Source organism: Bradyrhizobium sp. (assembly GCF_016213215.1).
Classification (GTDB): domain Bacteria; phylum Pseudomonadota; class Alphaproteobacteria; order Rhizobiales; family Xanthobacteraceae; genus Bradyrhizobium.
In genome coordinates this window covers 14939-32579 of sequence record NZ_JACRAW010000041.1, presented here as the reverse complement: position 1 = coordinate 32579, position 17641 = coordinate 14939, and the positions used below count along the sequence as shown (strand labels likewise).

Genomic DNA, 17641 nt, shown 5'->3' with positions numbered 1-17641 from the left:
AAAAACTCATTGCATGCCAATCCGCATTGGTTGCGTATTACTGAGTCCGCGACCTGGGATGAGCGTTGATGCGCTCGTTGCCCCAAGACCAAAACTGCAGAGTTAAATACGGAAGTGAAACTGCAAGGGCGAGGCGAATTGGATCGGAGCTTTGGATAGATCAGCTGCCCGACATAGCGCGGTCGATGAACAGGCTCCCGTTGGTGACGATCTGTTCGCCGGGCTTCAAATTGCCACTGACCTCGACGAGGTCGCCATTGATGAGACCGGTCTTGATCTGCCGCAGTTCGATCGACTTGTCCTCGTGCGCGACCCATACGCGGACCATGTCGCCTTCGTAGATCAGAGCCTGCTTCGGCACGCCGACCGACGGCTGATCGCCGGACGCATAGATCGTCACGGTGGCGAACATTTCCGGCTTCAGTTGGCCGCTGGTATTGTCCACGGTAGCGCGGACGAGCAGCCGTCGGGTGGTGGGATCGACGGCCGCCGCCACATAATTGATGTGCCCGGTTAGAGTACGGTCGGGCAATGCCAGTAGGCTGAAGGTCAGTTCTTGCCCGATCGACACTGCGGAGGCTTCGGTCTCCCGCACGAAGGCAGTAAGCCAGACGGTGGAGAGATCGCCGATCACAAACAGCGGATCGCCAGGACCGGAATTAACATATTGACCGAGTCCCACCTTCCGCTGCACCACAGTGCCTGCGATCGGCGCGAAGATCGTCGTTTCCGGGTTGATGCGGCCCTTTTCCTGGAAGGTCGATATTGCGTCATCGGTCAGGCCAAGGATGCGCAATTTGTTGTGCGCGGCTCCAAGCGCCGTTTGCGCCGAGCGCAGATCGTTCTGCGCCTGGATCAGGGTTGCCTGGCTCTGCTGATAGTCCTTCAGCGGAACGGCCTTGCCATCGAACAGATCCTTGGCACGCTTGTCTTGCTGTTGCGCCAGATTGAGCGCCGACTTGGCCTTGTTCAGAACGGTCATGGCCGCAATGAAGTCGTTCTGCGCCTGCACGTTGTCGGCGGCCTCAATCACGCATAGCGGCTGCCCTTGCGTGACGCTGTCGCCCGGCCGCGCCAGAAACTTGATGACCCGGCCGGCATAGGGCGAAAACACCGGTGTCGAGCGGTCCTCGTCGACTGCGATCTTGCCTTCGGTGACATGCTCGGCGTGGAAGGCTCGTTCGGTTACCGGCTGAATGGTCAGGCTGGCCCATTCGACCTGGGTCGGGGTGTAGCGCTGCAATCTCTTGCGGGATTGGCTCGACACCTCGGTATGATCGCTCGGCGCCTTTCCTGGATAAAGCAGTCCCGCAGCGGCAAACAAAATAGCTATCGAGGCCAGGCCAACGGCCAGCCGCTGACGGCTAATCTGCCGAAATCTGTCGACAACTTCCGTTAGCATTGACCTCGGGGGCTGGCGGCCGGCTCATCCCGAGCGCTTAGCCTTTACAGGAAACACTCGCAACTCATATTTTTAACTCCCATAAGTTGCTTTTGTCACCGGATATGTGTGTAGACGGCCCGCTGCCGCTACCGGCGGCTTGGTGCAGCGCACCAACAAAGCCACGTGAACTGCAGCTGGGATAAGCTCCCTTTCCGAGCTAGTGCTGCGATCGCCGAAGGGGAATTGATGCGTGGACCGGTGGGTGGTTGTAGCTGGTAAATTGGGCCTAGGAATCCGCATTGACCCTAGAAAAATAGTCAGGGAGGGGCACCTGTTCATGGTGGTTTCGATCGCTGCCACACTGTCATTTCGGCGTCTGTCGGCGGTGCTTTTCGCGCTGGTGCTGTCGACGTCTTTTGCGATCGCCGACGGCACAATGAAGGGAGACGATTTTGTCCGCGTCGTCGCCGACCAGATGCACCAGCTCGAGGTCGTTAAGGTTGAGCCCTATGCGTTCCTCGATCAGCGATCGGCGATCGGTCAGATCTCGTTCAATGAGGATGCCAGCACGAGCGTGCTGACGCCGTTCTCCGGCCGTGTTATCCGTCTGATTGCCAAAGTCGGTGATCAGGTCAAGAGCGGCGATCCGCTGCTGGAAATCGACAGCCCCGAGCAGGGGCCGCCGCAGAACGAATTCATTGCCGCCCAGACCGCCAGAAACAAGGCGCGCTCGCAGCTCAATCTGGCGCAGATCGTCGAGAAGCGCACCCGCGATCTATATGAGGGCAAGGCTGCTCCGTTCAAGGATTTGCAGCAGGCTGAGGCGCAGCTTGCCGCTGCGGAGAGCGACATGCGGTCGACTGACACCGCGTTCGAGGCGGCCCGCATCCGTCTGCGGATCCTTGGACGCACCGATGCGGAAATTTCGGAACTCGAGCAGCGCGGCACGATCGCTCGCATCACCGGGATCGCCGCGCCGATCGACGGCACCGTCATCTCGCGCAAGGTCGGCCCGGGCCAATATGTCAAAGCCGATTCCGGCGAGGCGCTGTATGTGATCGCCGACCTTTCGACGATGTGGCTGAAGGCCCAGATCTTCGAACAGGATATCGCGTCTGTGCGGGTTGGCCAGGAGATCGAGGCGAAGGTTGCGGCAGTGCCAAACCGTACGTTCAGGGCGCGTATCGCCAACATCAGCTCGGCTTCGGACCTGACCACGCGCCGAGTCGTGGTGCGCTCGGAGATCGGCAATCCGGACGGCGTGCTCAAGTCCGAGATGTTCGCGAGCTTCAAAATTGGGACCGCAGAACCTTCGACCACACCGGCGGTGCCGACCAACGCGGTGATCCGCGAAGGCGACGCTGCGACGGTGTGGGTCGAAACAGAGCCGATGCTGTTCAAGCGCCGCGTCGTCGACATCGGTATCCAGCAGGACGGGCTGACGCAGATTCGCAGCGGCCTCAATGTCGGCGAACTGGTCGTCGCGCGCGGCGCGATTTTCGTCGATAACGAGTGGCGTCAATGAGCTGGTCGGCCGGAGCCCTTCATGCTGCGTAGTCTGATTGCGTTCTGCCTCTCCCGGCGGCTGCTTGTACTGGTTGCGTTCGCAGCTTTTCTCGGACTCGGCTACACGGCTTTCCTGACGCTGAACATTGAAGCCTATCCCGATCCGGCGCCGCCGATTATCGAGATCATCGCTCAACAAGCGGGCCAGTCCCCCGAGGAAGTCGAGCGTTACATCACTATCCCGATCGAGGTCGCGGTCGCCAGCACGCCAAGTCTGAAGTTCATCCGCTCCAACACCGTCTATGGGCTCGGTTTCGTCCGCCTTCAGTTCGAATATGGCCGCGACTATCATTTCGTGCGTCAGCAGACCATCAACCGGCTGAAGGACGCGGTGCTGCCGGCCGGCGTGACGCCGGTGATCTCGCCAGCCGGAGGCATCAGCGAGATCTTTCGCTACGAGCTGGTGGGCCCCCCCGGCATGGACGTCATGCGGCTGAAGGCGCTGCAGGACTGGGTGGTCGAACGCAAACTGCGCATCGTGCCTGGGGTCGCGGACGTTGCCGTCCTCGGCGGAAAAACTAAGGAATTTCAGGTCGAGATCAATCTCGAGCGCATGATGGCCTATGGGCTCACGCTGCCGCAGATCATGACTGCGATTTCGGCGAGCAATTCCAATGTCGGCGGCCGCACCATCGCGATGGGCGAACAGTCGGTTAACGTCCGCAGCATCGGCGTCATCACCTCGATGGAGGATATCGGCAACATCGTGCTGACCCAGCAGGGCGGCGTGCCGGTGCTGGTTTCGGATGTAGCCAAGGTCCAGATCGGCTTCGCGCCCCGGCTCGGTTTGGCCGGTCGTGACGAGAAGACCGACGTCGTCACCGGCATCGTGCTGATGCAGAAGCTCGAACGCACCATGGATGTTGTCAAGCGCGTGCGGACGGCGGTCGAGCGGATTAACGCCGACGGATCACTGCCGCCGGGCGTCAAGATCGTGCCGTTCTACGATCGTGGCGACCTGGTCGCGATCACTGTGCAGACGGTGCTGCACAATCTGCTGTTCGGCATCGCCCTAATCTTCCTGATCCAGTGGGTGTTCCTCGGCGATCTGCGCTGCGCGCTGATCGTCGCGGCGACGATTCCGGTCGCGCTGTTCCTGGCCGTGATGATCACGGTGATGCGCGGGGAGTCTGCGAACCTGCTGTCGGTCGGCGCCATCGATCTCGGCATCATCGTCGACGGCACCGTGATCATGGTCGAGAACATATTCCGTCATATCGCCCATCACACGCCCGGGGTGTCCCAGGAGCGCCCGGCAAGGCTCAGCGACAAGCTCCACCGGGTCCTGACTGGTGCAGTCGAAGTCGACAAGGCGATCTTCTTTTCGGTCATCATCACGATCGCAGCCTTCCTCCCGCTTTTCACGATGCAGGGTGTGGAAGGGCAGATCTTCGGGCCGATGGCGCGGACCTATGCTTATGCACTGCTGGGGGCGGTCATCGCGACCTTCACCGTGACGCCGGTGCTGGCATCGATCCTGCTGCCGTCGCACGTGCAGGAAGTGGAAACCTTTGTGGTCCGTCATCTCCGCAGCGTCTACCAGGCCGTTCTGGTGCGCGCGGTTCGCAACTATCGCCCCTCGGCGGCCATCGCGTCGGTATTTCTGGTGCTGTGTCTCAGTCTCGGGCTGAGGCTCGGTACCGAATTCCTGCCCAAGCTGGAAGAGGGTAATCTCTGGATCCGAGCCGTAATGCCGCCGACCATCACGCTGGAGGCCGGGATGGATACGGTAACGAGGATCCGAGCTATCATTTCGAGCTATGCGCCGGTCCAAACCGTGTTTTCCGAGCAGGGACGCGGCGATGAAGGCACCGATCCCGACGGTTCGTTTCTTGCCGAGTTCTTTGTTCCGCTCAAGCCATTCGACAAATGGCCGGCGGGACTGACCAAGGAGCAGATGGTCAAGCATATGAGCGAGCGGCTCAACCGCGAATTCGTCGGCGTCGATTTCAATTTCTCGCAATACATCCAGGACAATATGGAGGAAGCCGTTTCCGGCGTGAAGGGCGAGAACTCGATCAAGATCTTCGGCAAGGACCTCAATGAGCTGGAACGGCTGTCCAAATCGGTGAAGACCGAACTCTCGGGCGTCCGCGGCGTCGCCGACCCCGCGAGTTTCAATCTGCTTGGCCAGCCCAACCTGATCGTACGGATCGATCGCGCCAAGGCCGCGCGCTACGGCTTCTCTACCGCGGACATCAATTCCGTGGTCCAGGCCGCCATCGGTGGTCAGGAAGTTTCCAAAGTGTATGAAGGCGAGATGATTTTCGCGCTGACCGTGCGTCTGGCGACGGAATTCCGCAAAGACGTCGAAGCCATTCGCGCCATCCCAGTAGCGTTGCCGAATTCGGATTCAAAGACGCCGACCGCGTATATCCGGCTCGGCGATCTCGGCGAGATCAAGCTCGTCAGCGGCGCGGCCTATATCTATCGCGAGAACAGCCAGCGCTTCATTCCGCTAAAATACAGCGTCCGCGATCGGGATCTTGGTTCGACCGTGGCCGAGGCCCAGGACCGGATCCAGAAGAATGTTCCGCTTCCCCAAGGCTATTCGATGGAGTGGTCGGGTGAGTACGGCGCTCTGCTGGATGCCAAGAAGCGGCTCGCGGTGATCGTACCATTGAGCCTGCTTCTGATCCTGATGCTGTTGTACAGCCTGTTCAATTCGATACGGGACAGCCTGCTGGCGCTGTCGGGTATTCCGTTCGCGGTGGCCGGCGGAATTCTCGGGCTCTACATCGGAGGCCTGAACTTCAGCGTATCGGCCGCGGTCGGGTTCATCTCGCTGTTCGGTGTCTCAGCTATGGATGGCATCCTGCTGATGTCCTATATCCGCCGCGACATCGACGAAGGCATGGGGACGGAAGATGCGATCATCCGCGCGTCCGAAACGCGGATGCGGCAGATCTTCATGACCGGACTGTCGGCTTGCATCGGACTGGTCCCGGCGGCCATCTCGACCGGAATCGGCTCGCAGGTGCAGCAGCCGCTGGCCTGCGTCATCGTCGGCGGCATGCTGCTGTCTCCGATCTGCAGCCTGCTGGTGATCCCTGTGTTGGCAAGGTTGTGGATGCCGGCAATCAAGAAGACCGGCATGGTCAGAGAGGTTGTGAATCACTAATTCTTCCGAACGTTTGCTTTCGCCCCGCTCCCACGCTCCCTGTTCCAATTTCAATAGATTGGCAAGAGGCCGAGAACGGAATCACCTAAAGAGCCAGCGCCGCTGCTACAACGAAGGTATACCTGAGCACACCTCGCATTTTCGCTTTGCGATCGCTGCAGGTACTCCGCATTAGGCCGTTGTTTTAGGGGCTACGCGAAAGGAACCGCACTGGATCATCAAGCGGTACGGAACTGAGGTAAAGCTCGGTCGCGTTCGGCAGCTTCGACACAAGCGTGTCGATAACAAGCAGCAAACGGAGGGACAAGCACCGGCCGGTCAGGCTGCGTGCCGATCCAATCGTCGCGCCGCCAGCGACTTGCCCAAGTAACTCCCGACGAAGTGATTGGCTCTTTGCTCGCCGATACCGCGCGAACCGGCCGACCTCCTCACGCCAGAGTAGGCAAGTCAGTCCTGGAACCTGTCCAGCGCGAGCACAGTTAAGACCTGTCAGTCTTTCTGTCAGAGGCCGACATGCTTGATGACTTGCTCGTGCTCGCTCAACCGGGCGCCGTATTAGCCACTGTACTGGTGCTACTACTCATGGCTTTGGGCGACGCCGCCATCGCGGTTGCCACCAAGGGTTGGCCGTTTTGATTGGCTGCCCCTTATCAAAGAATGCTCAAGCGGATCTTGCTCAAGGCGGGAGCCGTTGCCGCGCGCCATCACCTCCACCATGCCGCCCCTTTGTTTTGCTGCGGATCGGCGGCCAGCGGACGCGCCTGCCGAGGAACTCCGAGTTCAGTCCTCCCTGGTGCGGAATTCCGCTAGGAACCTTTGAACCGCCGTGATGTTCCGAACGAGAGCTGAACCTCACCGGTGTTTGGATGTATCATTGGCAACGATCTGGTCTCATGCTGGCTGGGAGTTTGCCACTCGCTGCATGCGCGGGATCGCAGTCTGCGCTCGATACTCATGCTTACCAATCCGAAGCGATACTGCAGATTTTCCTTGCCTTCCTCGCTGTGTCTGCTGTGGTTTGGCTCGCCGTCGTGACCGTTCTGGTCGTAGCGCTGTTGCGCCAAAAGCGAGCGCCCGGGCAACCGCTCGACCTGCATCAGCCCTTTGAAGACCGCGCAGGTCGCATCGTCCTCGGCCTTGGCGTCGCGACCACCGTGTTCGTGCTTGCGCTCTCGATTATCAGCTATGCCGGGCAACGCACCGTGTTCGCCAAGGGAGCCAACCCGCTGACCCTGAAGATCATCGGCCACCAATGGTGGTGGGAAGTCCGCTACGAGGCCGACAGTCCGCATCTCAGCTTCGTCACGGCCAACGAGATCCGTGTGCCAGTCGGCCGGTCCGTCAACGTAGAATTGGAATCGGCCGACGTGATCCACAGCTTCTGGGTGCCGAGCCTCACCGGCAAAATGGACCTCGTCACCGGTCAGCAGAACGCCATGGGCCTCACCTGGAGGGCATCGTGATCAGAGAAGAGTTTTACCAGACGCTGGCGTCCCCGTGGCTGTGGGGCATCCTCGCGGTGAGCGCCCTCACGCCGCTCGCGCTGACCAGCTATCACGTCCATATCCTGACGATCGCGCTCGTCTATGTTGCGCTCGCTTCAGCGTGGAATATCGTCGGCGGCATGGGTGGACAGATTTCGCTGGCGCACAGCCTGTTCATCGGGACCGGTGCTATGCTTTCCACTGCGCTGCTGGCGAAGCTCGGTATCAATATGTCGGGGGTCTGGTGATCTCGGCCATGATTTCGGGCATTCTTGGCGCGATAATCGCGTGGATTGATTTTCGCTTCCAGCTTGGCCATCTCTCGTTCGTGCTGATCACCCTGGCTTTCGCGGAGATGGCGGGCATTGTGGTCGAGGGCTGGGATTTTCTCGGCGGTGCCTCAGGCTTGTTGCTGCCGCGCGATACCGGCGACGTGCTGGCGTTTCAATTCGGCGGCGGCCGCGGCGCTTTCTGGGTCATGCTCGGACTTGCAACGTTCACGGTTCTGGTGAACGTCGCAATTCTCAACTCGCCGCTTGGTTACTATCTGCGTACGATCCGGGATAATGAGAAGGCCGCGCAGGCAATCGGCGTCAACGTTCTGCGTCACAAGGCGACCGCGATGGTCATCTCGGCAGTTCTCACGTCGATGATCGGGACCGCCTACGTGCGGTATTTGACGTTCGCCGATCCATATCTGCTGGCGTCGCCGGTTATCACGATCGAAATTGTGCTGTTCGCGACAGTCGGTGGACTCGGCCGCGCATACGGGCCCGCGCTTGGCGCGCTGCTTCTGGTGCCGCTCGGGGAAGTATTGCGTGGCAAACTGGGTGGTATGCTGCCAGGACTGCACTATTTCATTTACGGCGTGGTCGTGATCGTAGTCATTCTCGGCACGCCACGCGGCCTATTGCCACTATTCGAGGGTGTCTGGTCCGGCCGGCGAGCAAGTCGAAAGTGAAAGGCGTGAGCCGAGCACGCGAGCGTGGATGGAGGCTCTTCTATCTGAGAGCTACGAGAGAATGGCGCGGCAGACGCGGTTGACGTTTCATGCCATGGCCGATCGCGTTCGACGTGGCGCGGACGGGGCCGTCGGCCTGCTTAGAGGGCCGGACTGCTAGGCTTTCGATGCGAGTTGAGACTTTCAGCGGCAAACCAGCGGACGGCATGAAAGAAGCCTGATTGTCTCAGATCACAGGTCAAGATCGCCTGCTAGCAATCGCTGGGTAATCATCCGGGTCAATATTTCGTTTGTGCCGTCGGCTATGTTCACGATCCGAAGGTCCTGCCATGCATGAACGAGGCCAAGCTCATTGGTAAGCCCCATGCCGCCATGCGTTTGTATTGCGCGATCTACTGCGCGAAATCCGGCTTGGACCGAATACGCTTTAGCCATCGAAAGCTCTTTTAGCGCCTTGTCGCCGCGGTCGAGCAGCATCGCAGCATTAAGTCCCATCAGATGCGCAGCATGAAGTTCCGTCGCCGCCTCGGCCAATGGAAATGAAACCCCTTGGTATTCAGCGATCTTGGCGCCGAACGCCTCTCGTTGCTTCGAATAGTTGACCGCCATCTCCAGTGCCCATCGTCCCTGTCCGACTGCTCGCGCCGCATTGTAGATCCGGCCAAGAGATACCCCATAGAGTGCTATCTTGAATCCCTGGTCGAGTTCTCCTACCAGCTGCCAAGGCTGAACGTCGACGTCCTCGAGCACGAGCGCCCCCTCGTGACCACCGGCGTGGCCAAACAACCGAACGACGCTGTCTACACAGAATCCTGGCGCATCGGTCGGAACAAGAAATGCACTGATGCCCCCGGCCTTGCGCGCCGCCTTCTCAGCGTCGGTAATGGCGAAGACGATGCACCATTCCGCGGTGGGAGCATTCGTTGTCCAGAGCTTGCGGCCGGAGAGTTTCCAGCCAGTGGAAGATTTGACGGCGCGGGTCTTGATCATGCTCGCGTCCGAGCCGGCTCCCGGCTCAGAAAGACCGAAGCACATCGATGTTTCGCCAGTCATCATTCCCGCAAGACATCGCTCCCGGGCTTCAGCGGTGACCTGCGTCAGCAATCGGCTGGGACCAAATGCCCAATGCGCAATCACCCATGGAATGATGACGCCCCGTGCACCGAGCCGGCGATATATTGCCTCTCACGCCACGTAGTACGTGAGATGTCCGAGGTTGCCTCCGCCGATTTCGGCCGGTGCGCACATCGTATAAAAGCCCGCGTGAGCCGAAAGCATCCTGATGTCTCGAATCAGCTTTCGTACTTCAGACGAGTAGCGTCCGTTTTCATCATATAGACGCCGTTGGTCTTCGAGCAGCGCGCGGTTCCGTTCGATCCGCGGAACGACTTGCGCTTCAACGAAGCGCAACACGCCATCGCGTACATCCGCAACGTCCGAAGGCAGTTCAAACGCTACACCACCCATCCGCAATTTCCCCCGTGTCAACGATCCGTGCATCGCACGGCAGATGCGGGATTGTCAAAACATGAACTCGCCACCGTTGAGGTGGGATTCCTGACCGTTCACGAACTCTCCCGTGGTGCACAGATAGAGAACCGCTTCCGCGATATCGTCGACGCGGCCGAATCGCCGGACAGGGATTGTCTGCTTGACGGTCTCGTAGGTCTGAGAGCTGGTCACGATCGCCACCTATCCTTCCAGTGCACGCGTCATCTTTCCCTTTCTGGCCACGCTGTCTGGTTCTGTTCCGGCGGCTCATGCACGTTCTTGCACGTGGCTACATGCCGATCCTATCGGCGCGCTCCACGATGTCGTTGAGGATCCGGATCGAGGCATCGCCCTGGCGCGAGTCACCTCGCCGGGAGTGGGTGAGAACACCTCCTGTGCGATCTCCACCTGTGAGGGGTGGATCGCCCATTTGCCGACGCAGCCCAGGATCATCGCGCGCCGCGCTTCCTCGCGATAGCCGTTCGGATTTCTGATGTCGGCGTAGGGACCGTCAGTAGGGTCTATTCCGTTGGACTTGCACGCGATGATCAGCCGGTGCCGTTGGTAGTGCCAGATGTCACCCGGATAGCCGTCACTGGATCCGATCGACTGGATCTGCACGCCCTGGCTGGCCGAATAATCCCCATGCCGAAGATCAGCGCTTCGAGACGCGTGGTAGAGGCGGCGATGCGCTCTATGTTCATCATGCCCTCGACTTCCTCGATCAGGCATTCCAGCCCGATCTTCTTCGTGAGGCCGAGGTCCTTCTCGAGTTGCGTGAGCAGCTTGTCGGCAAAATCCTCAAGACCCGCCACCCCAACTTCCCAAGACAAACCCTGCGCCTTCCAACTAGAGCTGCGTACACTGGCGGGGGTCCTGCCGGCATGCCAGTAACGTTGAACTGGATACTGCTGTGGCGCCCAAGCACTCATTGGGAGAATTGCATCGGACTGTGATCGTGCGACGGATACCCATTTTCGGCCGGATAAGCCCAAGGGTGCAACTGGCAAGTCATTGATTATTCTTGACCCGTGGCTGCCTCTTAATCAGCGGGTCCCAGGTTCGAGCCCTGGTGCGCCCACCAAATCGATCAAGCACTTAGAGATACGCACCGCTTGAGAGAGCCGAACTAAAGCGGTTTTTCAAATGGTGGTTAGCGACCCAACGTCACGACGCCCCGGTATCGCATCTCCGGCCAGAAACGCGGCGTCTTCGGCGCCCTCAAGCGCGAGTTGCGACGCCACTCCGCCAGTTAGCCGCGAACGTGTGTTCAAGGAGATACACCGAAAAGCCTGCGGATCGCCGGCCACCATTCGCCGGTCATCGTAAACTCGAGTCCAACTCGCGCTCCGCAGGCGATCGCAACCATTGTTATCGGGGCAGAGATTGCAAGCGTGGAGAAGGCGGATAGTCCTTGGCCGATGGTGCATCCCATGGACATGATGCCGCCGGTACCCATCAGAACGCCCCCGACCATGTGACGCTTCAGTTCTCGGGCGTCATCGCATGCCTCCCAACGGAAGCCTCGCGCGGAAAGGGCGGCAATGAAAGAACCAAGCACGACGCCTGCAACCGAGCCGATGCCGAAATCGGCCCTGCTGCCCGAGAAGGTCGCAACGTAGAGAATGCTGTTCCCAAGTGGAGCGACAAAGCTCAGGGACGCGACTCGGTCAGGAGCAAAATCGTCGCGTCCGAGCCATCCCGTCGCAAACCAGCCGAAGGCAACGGCAACTCCGGCGGCGAGGCCACCGAGAAGCCAACGTGGTGAACGCATAAGCTGTCCATCAGCGAGCGACCAGGTGAGGAGGGCGATCGCAACAAAGCTGACCACGACTGCGCGTGCATGATTGCCGAACAGGGGCGCGAGCAACGAGTCGAGGTTCTGTGTGGTGCCTTCCGGCAAGGACAACGACAAAGGTTCGATCAGCGTAAGGCGCATCAGGCCGGTCAGACCGCGCATCGCTGCAAGCGCCGATATGCCCAGCACAAGATAGACGACGAAGGCACGGAGGTCGCCCCCACCGATCCGCACGAGCGTGCCAAACCCGCAAGTGCCGACCAGCGCCATTCCAAGGCCGAACATCAATCCCCCGATAACGGCGCCGCCCAGGCCAATCGAGGGAGACAGGTAGATCGAGGCAGACAGGTCGACCAGACCAAGAACCGCCATCAGCTGAGTGAGCAGCAGAGCGACAGTGGCAGCCAATGCAAAGGACCTGAGCCGCCGAGTGTTGGAAGCGTAGAAGGCCTCCTCCAGCATCGCGAGGGTGCAGAAGCGCCCCGCGCGTCCGGCCACTCCGAGCAGGCCTCCGGCGAGCAGGCCGGAAATGAAGCTAACCTGTGAAATTGTAAGCATTCCTCCAGACTTCCTGGGTTGGCTCCAGCCAGTGTGCGCCGGCACCGATCAGGAATCCAGAGCAATTCTTCTCAGCGCCGGCGACGCCGTACCGGCTCGCAATATACGTCGTATATCGCAGTGAGGATTTTGCGAACGTCGTCGCTGGCCAGGCTATAGTAGATTGCCCTGCCATCGCGCCGGGTTGTCACCAGGCCATCAAGGCGCAGGCGGGCGAGCTGTTGCGAAACGGTCGACTGCCGCTCTCCCAGGAATTGCTCGAGTTCCGTGACGGACTTTTCACCTTCGGCAAGGACACAAAGTAATAACAGGCGGGCCTCGTGCGAGAGCGCCTTCAGCATCTCGCTGGCTTCGCGCGCCTTCTCGATCATCTGTTCTAGTTCGGCCGAAGCCTGGATATCTTTCAATTGCGGTAGAGGCATTGATTCAAATCCGAAGATCAGAGTCAGGACCGACCTGATGGCCTCAGGATCCGATCCAGCAGTCCGAAAAAGAATGCATCTCCTGGATAGCCCCGGATACGTCCGATCTCGCGTCCCTGATCTACGACCACAAACGTTGGGGTGAAGACGCCGGGGTCGATGCCGGCGAGATCTGCGGGCAAGGGGCGGTCCAGATCGACGCGACGCAGCGGCGCGGTCCGACTTTCATCAGTCTTGGGGTAGATCAGCGCGATCTCCGCGTCGAAGCGAGCGCACCAGGTACAACCGGCACGCTCGAACATCACCAATTCGGCGGTCGAGCCTGCGTCAGAAGACAACAGCACCACGACCGTCGTTGCGGCGGTGAGCAGTGCGTTGGCGTAGCTCATCACTGGTTTGACCTCTGGACTTCCTTAGTCTCATATATCATGAAATTCGCATACGTGAAAGAGGGGGGCGGCAAACGATGAGCTTGGATGTTACGCTTGGAGCCGCATTGCTTGCTGGCCTTCTGTCGTTTCTCTCTCCCTGTATCCTGCCGCTGGTACCTCCTTTCCTGTGCTACATGGCCGGCATTTCGGTCACGGATCTCTCCGCCGAGGAATCCGGTCCGCGGTGGCGCGTCATGATGTCGGCTCTGTGTTTCGTGGCCGGCTTTTCTCTGGTTTTCGTTGCACTCGGATCGAGCGCCTCGGTGCTAGGCCGATTCATCTCTGCGCACCTTTCGGTTCTTGGCATGCTGGCAGGGGCTCTCATCTTAGTGATGGGTCTGCATTTCCTGGGAGTGTTACGGATTCCGCTGCTGTACCGGAGCGCCACCCTGGAAATGAGAAGCCGGCCTGCGAGCTTTGCGGGTTCATTCGTGATGGGGCTCGCCTTTGCCTTCGGATGGACACCCTGTGCGGGCCCGATCCTCGCCGCCGTTCTGATGATGGCAGGCTCTGAGGATACGGCGGGCCAGGGAGCACTGCTGCTCCTGGCCTATTCAGCGGGGACGGGCATACCGTTCCTGATCGCGGCGGCGTTCACCGGCCACTTCATGGCGGCGCTCGGACGTGCACGCCGGCACCTTGGAACGGTCGAAAAGGCGATGGGGGTGTTTCTCGTTGCAACCGGGGTTGTGTTTCTGACCGGGGCGATGCCGTTGTTGTCGGAGTGGCTGCTCGAGCGCTTCCCAGCCCTGACCAGGATCGGCTGATCTAGCCGAATCGGAAGTCGAGAAGCTGGGCATACGATTGCAGCTCGATCAGGTAGCGGTGGACGAGCGGACGTTCGGCAGCGATTGCAGCACGGGCGATTTCGCCCGAACTTGCGATCGCGCCATCGATTATGCGGCGGAATTCAGCCTGAGTTGAGGTCTCGGGGCTTGCCCAATCATTGCAGCGTTTCAGGCGATCGCGAAACACGCTCGCGGCAGCAACCGTTTCATCAGCGTGTTGGGCCGCGCCTTCGCTGAAACGACCGGCCGCCACACGCAAGGCCTCGATGGCTGGGGCGATCTCCGCAATGCAATCGCTGAGGTCATATAATCCAGAGCTGCGCCGAAGCTTGTGGAAGTCTAGGCGCACGGCCCGCAGTTCACTGCCCGCGGTTACGCCATCTCCGGCGCCAAGCGCGCGATCGGCGGCGGCGAGGCGCTCGCGGCCGGCGGCAAGGAATGTGTCAAACGCCGCCGCCTGATACGGAACTGGAGGCGCACCGGAGAATTTCCGCTGCAATTCGCTCCAGGCCGTCGCGGCTTCGCTTATCTCCATCTCAGCGAGCGCAACGTTGCCGGTCTTTGCATAACTGACTGCCGATCGAAGATTACCCATAATTGGCTTGATGGCGCTCGCAAAATCCGCGGGTGTGTTGCTCTCTGCGGCAACACCAACGCTCGCGGCGCCAAACCAAATGATCAAGCTGATGATGCGCCGCAACATCGGAAGTCCTTGTCACATTCACTTTTGTGAATATCATGGACGAAACGAACAGACTTGCAAGCGGGGGGAATGCGTCATTTTCTGACATCGAAAGGCGGACTTACCCGTCGCAGATTCATGGCGATGTCGCCTGCGCTGTTTGTCCTGCTGGATCGGCCTGCGGCACGCGCCGAGGCGGTACTTGGCGACGATGGACTTTATCACCAGCCCTGGTTTTTGCAGAGCTTTCTCGATCTGCGGGAAGATCTCGAAAACGCAGCATCGAATCGCAAGCGGCTCGCGCTCATGTGGGAGTTGCGCGGCTGTCCGTACTGTCGCGAAACTCACCTCGTGAACTTCGCTGATGAAGCGATCACACGTTATATTCGAGACAATTTTGAAGTGCTGCAACTCAACCTGATCGGCTCGCGAAGGGTCGTCGACTTCGACCGACAGGAGATGACCGAAAAGGATTTGGCGCAGAAATACGGTATTCGTTTCACACCCACTTTTCAGTTCTTTCCCGTCTCGATCGATGGTGTTGAATCGAAGGAGCCGATGGCTCGTGAGGTTGCGCGTGCGCCGGGATACCTGAAGCCGCAGCATTTCCTGGCTATGTTTCGGTTCGTGCGCGAGGAAGGCTACAAGCGCGGAACTTTCCGCGAATTCCTAGAGAGCTCTAAAGGCTAGTCATGAGAATCGGAGCTGCTCATTGAATCCGCTTGACTACGCCAATCACATGCAAATATCATGATACGTGAATTTGATGGACAGGCAGAGTCCGTCACACAAGAAACGAACGCGAGGGATGCCTCGCAAGGGATGGAAACATGCGCCGCCTCAGCTCGGCTGCTTTGGTATTCTTGCTGTCCGCGACCTGCGCTTCGGCGCAGCAACCGATCGGCTTGGAAGTCGTCGACGGAGCCCTTCCCAAGTCATTGACGGGCGCGCCGGGTAATCCTGATGTCGGCAAAAAGGTTTTTCTCACGCGCACGCTCGGGAATTGCCTCGCCTGCCATCAGGTGACCAGCCTGAAATCAGCGGAATTTCATGGCGAGTTCGGCCCCTCGCTGGACGGGGTTGCCGGCCGCTACAGCGAGGCGCAGCTGCGTCTCATCGTCGCCGACCCTAAGCGCATCTTTGCGGAAACCGTGATGCCCGCCTTCTACAAGAACGACAGGCTCAATCGCGTGCGTCCGCAATTCGCCGGCAAGACGATCCTTTCGGCGGCGCAGGTCGAGGACATCGTCGCCTTTCTCGGAACTTTGAAGTGACGCTCAGGAGGAATTGAGATGACAGCCATCAATCGAAGGCAAGCGTTCGCGCTCGGGGGCGGCTTCGTCGCGCTGACGATGATGCCAATGGCTGCGCATGCCCAAGTGAGCAATGACGCGGCGCAGTCGATCGCCAAGTTTACCGGTGGCAAGGAGCCGACGAAAGGCAGGATCGCGCTCGACTTGCCGGAGATCGCCGAGAACGGCAACACGGTCCCGCTGGTGCTCAACGTCGAGAGTCCGATGACGGCTGACTCCTACGTCAAGGAAGTAATGATCGTGGCCGACGGCAATCCGAACTCAGGTGTTGCGACGCTCATGTTTACGCCGCTATCCGGCAAGGCGGAGGCATCGATCCGCATTCGCCTTGCGGCAACCCAGAATGTCATCGCGATCGCCAGGATGAGCGATGGGTCGCTGTTTACGGAACGAAAGACCGTGAAAGTCACGATCGGCGGCTGCGGCGGCTGAGGCAGGGAGAGAAGGATCATGGCAGAAAAACCGCGTATCAAGCTTCCGAAGGAAGCCGCAAAGGGTGAGATCATCCAGATCAAGACCCTCGTATCGCACGTGATGGAGTCGGGCCAGCGCAAGGACGCGCAGGGAAAGCCCATTCCGCGCAAGATTATCAACGGCTTCACCTGCGAGCTCAACGGCAAGCCCGTATTTGCCTGCACATTGGAGCCGGCAATCTCGGCCAATCCTTACATCCAATTTAACGCCAGGATCGAGGAGGCAGGCACGTTCAAGTTCGCCTGGACCGACGACGACGGCTCGGTGATCACGGCCGAGGAGAAAATCGCCCTTAAGGCCTGAGCCGGCCAAAGCGTCAAAGGAGAGCGCGAATGCAGTATCGCTATGTTGGCCTGGTTGCCGCCGCCCTCGCCGCAGTCGCGCTCGGGGGAGTGTGCGCATCGGCACAGGAAGCCGAGCGTAAGGGCATTCCCGCGCCCCGCGGTCACGTCTTCAAGACGATCATTTCCGGCTACGAATTCCGCACCAAGGAAACCCGTGCGCTGCAGGACGATGATCTGGAAAATCCTGGTTTCCTCGCCGTCGAGCGCGCCGCTGATGTTTGGAAGAAGGCCGAGGGCAATGAAGGCAAGTCGTGCATGAGCTGCCACGGCGAGGCGGAAAAGAGCATGAATGGTGTCGGCGCGGCCATGCCGAAATGGGACGACAAGCTCAACAAGCCGGTCAATCTGGAACAGCGAATCAACATTTGCCGCACCGAGAAGATGAAGGCTGAGCCTTGGGCATTCAGGTCCCAGCCGTTGACCGATATGACCGCCTTCGTGCGGTATCAGTCGCGCGGCATGCCGGTCAGCGTGAAGACGGACGGGCCGATTTTGCAATGGTTCGAGCGCGGCAAGCAGATCTACTATACCCGGTACGGCCAGCTCGATCTCGCCTGCGAATCCTGCCACGAGCGGAACAACGGCAAATTTATGCGCGCCGATTTCCTGAGCCAGGGGCAGACCAACGGGTTTCCCACCTATCGGCTCCGTGACCAGCGGCTGGTCCCGCTGCATGAGCGCTTCGAGGGCTGCATGTTCGACGTCCGTGCCGAACCGTTCAAGCCATTGTCGGATGAATTTCTCGCGCTCGAGCTCTACGTGGCCTGGCGCGGCATCGGATTGCCGGTGGAGACCCCTGCGGTCCGCAACTAAACGGCTTTTTT

Annotated in this window: 21 protein-coding genes and 1 tRNA gene; 13 read left to right on the top strand and 9 right to left on the bottom strand. The window is 59.8% G+C overall.

Features of this window, described 5'->3' with window-relative positions:
• Positions 1–160 precede the first annotated feature (160 nt).
• A complete protein-coding gene (locus tag HY852_RS08345) occupies positions 161–1402 on the bottom strand; it encodes an efflux RND transporter periplasmic adaptor subunit (RefSeq protein WP_291603962.1) in 1242 nt (413 codons plus the stop codon).
• Positions 1403–1721: 319 nt separating this feature from the next.
• Between HY852_RS08345 and HY852_RS08340 the strand changes: the two genes are divergently transcribed.
• The 6 genes from HY852_RS08340 to HY852_RS08315 all read left to right on the top strand — a co-directional run bounded on the left by HY852_RS08340 (position 1722) and on the right by HY852_RS08315 (position 8516).
• The gene (locus HY852_RS08340) at positions 1722–2909 is read left to right on the top strand and encodes an efflux RND transporter periplasmic adaptor subunit (RefSeq protein ID WP_291603961.1); all 1188 of its coding nucleotides are present in this window, start codon (positions 1722–1724) and stop codon (positions 2907–2909) included.
• A 21-nt stretch (positions 2910–2930) separates the two neighbouring features.
• Positions 2931–6071: a CusA/CzcA family heavy metal efflux RND transporter gene (locus HY852_RS08335; protein WP_291603960.1), complete on the top strand. Its 3141-nt coding sequence runs from the start codon at positions 2931–2933 to the stop codon at positions 6069–6071.
• Between the two features lie 513 nt (positions 6072–6584).
• Positions 6585–6707: a hypothetical protein gene (locus tag HY852_RS08330; protein WP_291603959.1), complete on the top strand. Its 123-nt coding sequence runs from the start codon at positions 6585–6587 to the stop codon at positions 6705–6707.
• A gap of 395 nt (positions 6708–7102) precedes the next feature.
• Positions 7103–7534, top strand: a complete 432-nt coding sequence (locus HY852_RS08325; RefSeq protein ID WP_291603958.1) for a hypothetical protein — start codon at positions 7103–7105, stop codon at positions 7532–7534.
• Positions 7531–7803, top strand: coding sequence for a hypothetical protein (locus HY852_RS08320; protein ID WP_291603957.1), 273 nt, complete (start codon positions 7531–7533; stop codon positions 7801–7803). The genes HY852_RS08325 and HY852_RS08320 overlap by 4 nt, the downstream gene beginning before the upstream one ends.
• Positions 7800–8516, top strand: coding sequence for a branched-chain amino acid ABC transporter permease (locus HY852_RS08315; protein WP_291603956.1), 717 nt, complete (start codon positions 7800–7802; stop codon positions 8514–8516). Before HY852_RS08320 ends, HY852_RS08315 begins: the two co-directional genes overlap by 4 nt.
• Positions 8517–8747: 231 nt before the next feature.
• On the opposite strand, the gene HY852_RS08310 is transcribed toward HY852_RS08315, so the two are convergent.
• The 4 genes from HY852_RS08310 to HY852_RS08295 form a co-directional block, all read right to left on the bottom strand.
• Positions 8748–9551, bottom strand: coding sequence for an acyl-CoA dehydrogenase (locus tag HY852_RS08310; RefSeq protein ID WP_291603978.1), 804 nt, complete (start codon positions 9549–9551; stop codon positions 8748–8750).
• A gap of 150 nt (positions 9552–9701) precedes the next feature.
• The gene (locus tag HY852_RS08305) at positions 9702–9983 is read right to left on the bottom strand and encodes a hypothetical protein (protein WP_291603954.1); all 282 of its coding nucleotides are present in this window, start codon (positions 9981–9983) and stop codon (positions 9702–9704) included.
• 54 nt (positions 9984–10037) lie between these two features.
• Entirely contained in the window at positions 10038–10199 is a 162-nt protein-coding gene (locus HY852_RS08300; protein ID WP_291603953.1) for an SDR family oxidoreductase, read from the bottom strand.
• A 356-nt stretch (positions 10200–10555) separates the two neighbouring features.
• Positions 10556–10822 (bottom strand): hypothetical protein, encoded by a 267-nt coding sequence (locus tag HY852_RS08295; protein ID WP_291603952.1) that lies wholly within the window; start codon positions 10820–10822, stop codon positions 10556–10558.
• A gap of 180 nt (positions 10823–11002) precedes the next feature.
• Between HY852_RS08295 and HY852_RS08290 the strand changes: the two genes are divergently transcribed.
• Positions 11003–11091 (top strand) — tRNA-Lys (locus HY852_RS08290).
• Positions 11092–11277: 186 nt separating this feature from the next.
• On the opposite strand, the gene HY852_RS08285 is transcribed toward HY852_RS08290, so the two are convergent.
• The 3 genes from HY852_RS08285 to HY852_RS08275 all read right to left on the bottom strand — a co-directional run bounded on the left by HY852_RS08285 (position 11278) and on the right by HY852_RS08275 (position 13174).
• Positions 11278–12363 (bottom strand): YeeE/YedE family protein, encoded by a 1086-nt coding sequence (locus HY852_RS08285; RefSeq protein WP_291603951.1) that lies wholly within the window; start codon positions 12361–12363, stop codon positions 11278–11280.
• Between the two features lie 71 nt (positions 12364–12434).
• Entirely contained in the window at positions 12435–12785 is a 351-nt protein-coding gene (locus HY852_RS08280; protein WP_291603950.1) for a helix-turn-helix transcriptional regulator, read from the bottom strand.
• Positions 12786–12808: 23 nt separating this feature from the next.
• On the bottom strand, positions 12809–13174 hold the full coding sequence (locus HY852_RS08275) for a thioredoxin (protein ID WP_291603949.1): 366 nt from the start codon (positions 13172–13174) through the stop codon (positions 12809–12811).
• A gap of 77 nt (positions 13175–13251) precedes the next feature.
• Between HY852_RS08275 and HY852_RS08270 the strand changes: the two genes are divergently transcribed.
• Positions 13252–13983 (top strand): cytochrome c biogenesis protein CcdA, encoded by a 732-nt coding sequence (locus HY852_RS08270; protein WP_291603948.1) that lies wholly within the window; start codon positions 13252–13254, stop codon positions 13981–13983.
• Position 13984: 1 nt separating this feature from the next.
• On the opposite strand, the gene HY852_RS08265 is transcribed toward HY852_RS08270, so the two are convergent.
• Entirely contained in the window at positions 13985–14707 is a 723-nt protein-coding gene (locus tag HY852_RS08265; protein WP_291603946.1) for a hypothetical protein, read from the bottom strand.
• A 123-nt stretch (positions 14708–14830) separates the two neighbouring features.
• On the opposite strand from HY852_RS08265, the gene HY852_RS08260 reads away from it, so the two are divergent.
• From HY852_RS08260 to soxA, 5 genes are all read left to right on the top strand, one after another.
• Entirely contained in the window at positions 14831–15376 is a 546-nt protein-coding gene (locus HY852_RS08260) for a thioredoxin family protein (protein WP_291603977.1), read from the top strand.
• A gap of 140 nt (positions 15377–15516) precedes the next feature.
• Positions 15517–15960: a sulfur oxidation c-type cytochrome SoxX gene (soxX, locus tag HY852_RS08255; RefSeq protein WP_291603945.1), complete on the top strand. Its 444-nt coding sequence runs from the start codon at positions 15517–15519 to the stop codon at positions 15958–15960.
• Positions 15961–15978: 18 nt separating this feature from the next.
• On the top strand, positions 15979–16431 hold the full coding sequence (gene soxY / locus HY852_RS08250) for a thiosulfate oxidation carrier protein SoxY (RefSeq protein WP_291603944.1): 453 nt from the start codon (positions 15979–15981) through the stop codon (positions 16429–16431).
• An 18-nt stretch (positions 16432–16449) separates the two neighbouring features.
• Positions 16450–16776, top strand: a complete 327-nt coding sequence (soxZ, locus tag HY852_RS08245) for a thiosulfate oxidation carrier complex protein SoxZ (RefSeq protein WP_291603943.1) — start codon at positions 16450–16452, stop codon at positions 16774–16776.
• 29 nt (positions 16777–16805) lie between these two features.
• Positions 16806–17630, top strand: a complete 825-nt coding sequence (gene soxA, locus HY852_RS08240) for a sulfur oxidation c-type cytochrome SoxA (protein WP_291603942.1) — start codon at positions 16806–16808, stop codon at positions 17628–17630.
• Positions 17631–17641 lie beyond the last annotated feature (11 nt).

Bases quoted from the DNA above. Each gene is read 5' to 3' on its own strand.
- HY852_RS08345 (WP_291603962.1), bottom strand. From the start codon at position 1,402: ATGCTAACGGAAGTTGTCGACAGATTTCGGCAGATTAGCCGTCAGCGG.
- HY852_RS08340 (WP_291603961.1), top strand. From the start codon at position 1,722: ATGGTGGTTTCGATCGCTGCCACACTGTCATTTCGGCGTCTGTCGGCG.
- HY852_RS08335 (WP_291603960.1), top strand. From the start codon at position 2,931: ATGCTGCGTAGTCTGATTGCGTTCTGCCTCTCCCGGCGGCTGCTTGTA.
- HY852_RS08330 (WP_291603959.1), top strand. From the start codon at position 6,585: ATGCTTGATGACTTGCTCGTGCTCGCTCAACCGGGCGCCGTATTAGCC.
- HY852_RS08310 (WP_291603978.1), bottom strand. From the start codon at position 9,551: ATGTGCTTCGGTCTTTCTGAGCCGGGAGCCGGCTCGGACGCGAGCATG.
- HY852_RS08305 (WP_291603954.1), bottom strand. From the start codon at position 9,983: ATGGGTGGTGTAGCGTTTGAACTGCCTTCGGACGTTGCGGATGTACGC.
- HY852_RS08285 (WP_291603951.1), bottom strand. From the start codon at position 12,363: ATGCTTACAATTTCACAGGTTAGCTTCATTTCCGGCCTGCTCGCCGGA.
- HY852_RS08280 (WP_291603950.1), bottom strand. From the start codon at position 12,785: ATGCCTCTACCGCAATTGAAAGATATCCAGGCTTCGGCCGAACTAGAA.
- HY852_RS08275 (WP_291603949.1), bottom strand. From the start codon at position 13,174: ATGAGCTACGCCAACGCACTGCTCACCGCCGCAACGACGGTCGTGGTG.
- HY852_RS08270 (WP_291603948.1), top strand. From the start codon at position 13,252: ATGAGCTTGGATGTTACGCTTGGAGCCGCATTGCTTGCTGGCCTTCTG.
- HY852_RS08265 (WP_291603946.1), bottom strand. From the start codon at position 14,707: ATGTTGCGGCGCATCATCAGCTTGATCATTTGGTTTGGCGCCGCGAGC.
- HY852_RS08260 (WP_291603977.1), top strand. From the start codon at position 14,831: ATGTCGCCTGCGCTGTTTGTCCTGCTGGATCGGCCTGCGGCACGCGCC.
- soxX (WP_291603945.1), top strand. From the start codon at position 15,517: ATGCGCCGCCTCAGCTCGGCTGCTTTGGTATTCTTGCTGTCCGCGACC.
- soxY (WP_291603944.1), top strand. From the start codon at position 15,979: ATGACAGCCATCAATCGAAGGCAAGCGTTCGCGCTCGGGGGCGGCTTC.
- soxZ (WP_291603943.1), top strand. From the start codon at position 16,450: ATGGCAGAAAAACCGCGTATCAAGCTTCCGAAGGAAGCCGCAAAGGGT.
- soxA (WP_291603942.1), top strand. From the start codon at position 16,806: ATGCAGTATCGCTATGTTGGCCTGGTTGCCGCCGCCCTCGCCGCAGTC.